Consider the following 3,387-nt stretch of genomic DNA (forward strand, 5'->3'; position numbering starts at 1 on the left):
CTATAATAGGATAAAATCAACAAAAGAAATTATTTTTTTATTAAATTCAGGACCCAAAATAGCTACTATCTCCACATTAAAGCTCCCCCCAAAATCAAATTAATGGGGGAATCCGAATAAATCCTGATTGCAGACTTGCCAAATTCATAAATACCCTTTTTGTTTCAGCTCTATGAGTAACAAGGTATTAGAAGGTAAAAATGGGATCGTTTTTGGTGTCGCTAACAAACGAAGCATTGCCTGGGCAATTGCCCAAGCCTGGCATGAGGCCGGAGCAAAGCTGGCATTCACTTACCAAGGTGAACGGTTAAAAGAAAATGTTGAAGAGCTTGTCGGCACTTTTGGTTCGGACACTCCCATCTATCCTTGTGATGTAACCAGCGACGAGCAAATTGCCCAAGTCTATCAAAATGTCCAAAAGGATTTTGGTAAACTCGACCTCCTCCTGCATAGCGTAGCATTTGCCCCTAAGGAAGCCCTCGAAGGCCAATTTATCAATACTACTCGGGATGCCTATCTCACAGCCCATAATATTAGTGCTTATTCCCTCATTGGTGTTACCCGCGGCGCCCTCCCCTTGATGACCGATGGTGGCAGCGTGGTCACAATGACCTATTATGGTTCAGTCAAAGTCGTCCCTCATTATAATGTCATGGGTGTAGCTAAAGCTTCCCTTGAAGCAACTACACGTTATCTGGCCTATGATTTGGGCCCACAAAAAATCCGGGTTAACGCCATCAGTGCAGGCCCGATGAATACACTGGCCGCCCGTGGCATCAGTGGATTCACACACATGCTGAAGCATTACGAAGAGCATTCACCCCTCAAGAGAAATGTAGACCCTTCAGAGCTCGGGGCGACGGCGACATTTTTGGCCAGTCCGGGCGCAGCAGCCATTACCGGTCAAGTGCTCTATGTGGACTGTGGTTATGAAATTATGGGCATGTAATCCTGTCCTACCTGAGTAACACAAATTCTCACCGTTGTATTTTTCAGTCAAATGCAACGGTTTTTTGTTTTTTTGAACCTTTCACCTTTTCATTTGCCCATTTGCCATGAGTGTGTAATTTAAGATTTTTAGCAAGAGCATGTTACGTTACTACCCATTTAGAATAAACCGTTTCATTGGGAAAACAGATTCAATCCTCAGAATCTGTTTGTATTTCTATTTAGGCATTACTCTTTTCGCACAGACCCCTCCACCCGCTGGAGTGAGCGAAAAGCTAGAGATTAAATTTCCCCTCACCTACATAGAAAAAACCGATGGTAAGGTATCCATCCAAGAGACCACGCTGACGATTACTCCCATCCCCACTAACCCTACGGAAGGTCCCAAAATCACCTTTAACTCCGAAACACCGGGGGAAGCCCAACATCTTGCAATCCTCCCTCACCTACAAGTAGCATCCCTCCAATCGGCCTTTGTTATCGAGTCTCCGTGGTCGAGTATCGATTTTTCCATCAATACGGCAGAGTCCGCTGATTATTCAGGCTCCACAGCCACTCTGGGGGTGGCCATGATCGCCGCCGCTCACCGTAAACCTTGGCCGGAAAAAACGGCTATCTTGGCCGAGCTCCGTCCGGACACATCCCTATCCCCTATTCCACAGCTTAAATTGATGGCAGAGAAACTGGCTGATTACGGCATTAAAAAAATCGTCACCGCCCCCGATGTCCATCCCGATTCAGGATATAAAAACGCCGAGGAATTCTCAATGTGGTGTCAGTCAAAGGGCATTAAATACATTCCTGCCCGTCACCTCAGGGATGCAACCAGGCTGGCGTATGACCTAGATACCACAAATCTGAAGGTCGATGCATTCTCCGAGACTATGGTCACAAACCTTACCCAAACAATTGAACGTGAAAGCAAATTGCGGAAAGAAAAAAGTGCCTCTATCGATCCAACAGTCAAACTCAAAGGGGTTCGCAAAGCCAAAGGAGGACTGAATCCTGATAGCCTCATGGAAGATGCAGCCAAATATAAGGCGCGGGCTGAAGAAGCTTCTCAGAAAAACGAATGGATAAAAGCCAATGAACTTTTCCTTAAGGCCCACTTGAATATTCAAATGGCCAAGTCCATCGCCGGTTCCACTCCAGAAACCGATACAGACCGCCTTTTGGTGGCCGCACAAAGCACCCGTAACCAACTCAACAATCTCCTTTTCGAAATCCCCGACAGGGATCCCCAGCTCAATAATGTACTCCGCTGGACCCTCTTGGAAGAATACCTTAATGACCTTTATTCCGGGGTGGAAACGTCAGAAAACATTCTCTCAAAAACAAGGAATTATCCACAGGACTCAAAGCTCCCGTCCGCGGCCCGTGAAGATCTCGATATTATCCAGACATCGGTTAAATCCGCCATCGCTGAAGAACCCACCCCCTTGGTTTTAATGACGGGCATAGCCCAGATGGATAAAACATTACCCTATGCCCTGAATGGCCGCCAGATTTTTGCACAAGTATCCCCTGCCCTTGAAGGATATGCCGAACTCCTCGCTCGGGATCTTTTAGATATTTCACCGCAAGCGCGGGATAACCTCATCAGTGACTGGCTTTTTGTCTTCACCTTAAACCGGTGGTCTGAAAAAGCCGCAAAAACCTATTATTCAAAATATTATTCCGACCGTCGTGTCAGGCTCGCGGAAGAAAATCTGCAAGGCAACCAGTTTTCCCTTGGTGGCGGTTACATGCCACCCATTCCCAAACCCAAACCCCTGCCGGTTGACAATATTTCATATGAGTTCCAAATCTTTTATGATCTCGGGAACATTTCGCGACTGGGTTTTTTAAGGGAAATGTACGGCATCGAAGATATCTCATGGGCACCTTCTAAATTCACCTACTCCATTGATAATCCTAAGATGCTTAATGAAGCACTGGAACAAGCCGAACCAATCGCACGGTTTGCACTGAATAAAATCGCTGATAAACCGCTTAACTTAACCCCTCTTATTTATCTCTATGAAAAGTCTAAGGCCCTTTCTAAAGAACCCGAAGCTGAATTCAAAATCCAGTCGCTGATGGGATTCTGGAGGGTTAGCCTCATGGCCATGACCCTCAAAATGATGACTTTTGAAAACCTTTCCGAGGACCAGAAAAGTCCTGTGGCACCGGCTTTACCGAACCCCTCAGCCCTCCCTGTCCCATCCGAATTATAACCATGGCGTCAAATCAAAAAAAATTAAAGTGGTACTGGAAACTCAGCCTGATCGGCCTCGTCTGTCTGGCCCTGCTGACCTTCTTGGGGATCGTCATTACTTTCCAGTTCCTCAAACCATACAAGGACAAAGCCGCGGAGTATGACTTGACCAAACTCAAGGACATGCCGACGACGACAACTATTTACGACCGCAATAATTTGATTATCGGCCAGATATTCAC

The 3,387-nt window shown here is 46.3% G+C and carries 3 protein-coding genes; all 3 read left to right on the top strand.

Features of this window, described 5'->3' with window-relative positions:
• Positions 1 to 172: 172 nt before the first annotated feature.
• A complete protein-coding gene (locus tag SGI98_09100) occupies positions 173 to 949 on the top strand; it encodes an enoyl-ACP reductase (protein ID MDZ4743558.1) in 777 nt (258 codons plus the stop codon).
• Positions 950 to 1,211: 262 nt separating this feature from the next.
• Positions 1,212 to 3,164, top strand: coding sequence for a hypothetical protein (locus tag SGI98_09105; GenBank protein ID MDZ4743559.1), 1,953 nt, complete (start codon positions 1,212 to 1,214; stop codon positions 3,162 to 3,164).
• A gap of 2 nt (positions 3,165 to 3,166) precedes the next feature.
• A partial coding sequence (locus tag SGI98_09110) for a hypothetical protein (protein ID MDZ4743560.1) occupies positions 3,167 to 3,387 on the top strand: 221 nt, incomplete at its 3' end.

The sequence above is a fragment of the Verrucomicrobiota bacterium genome, from assembly GCA_034440155.1.
In the GTDB taxonomy this organism is placed as follows: Bacteria; Verrucomicrobiota; Verrucomicrobiia; order JAWXBN01; family JAWXBN01; genus JAWXBN01.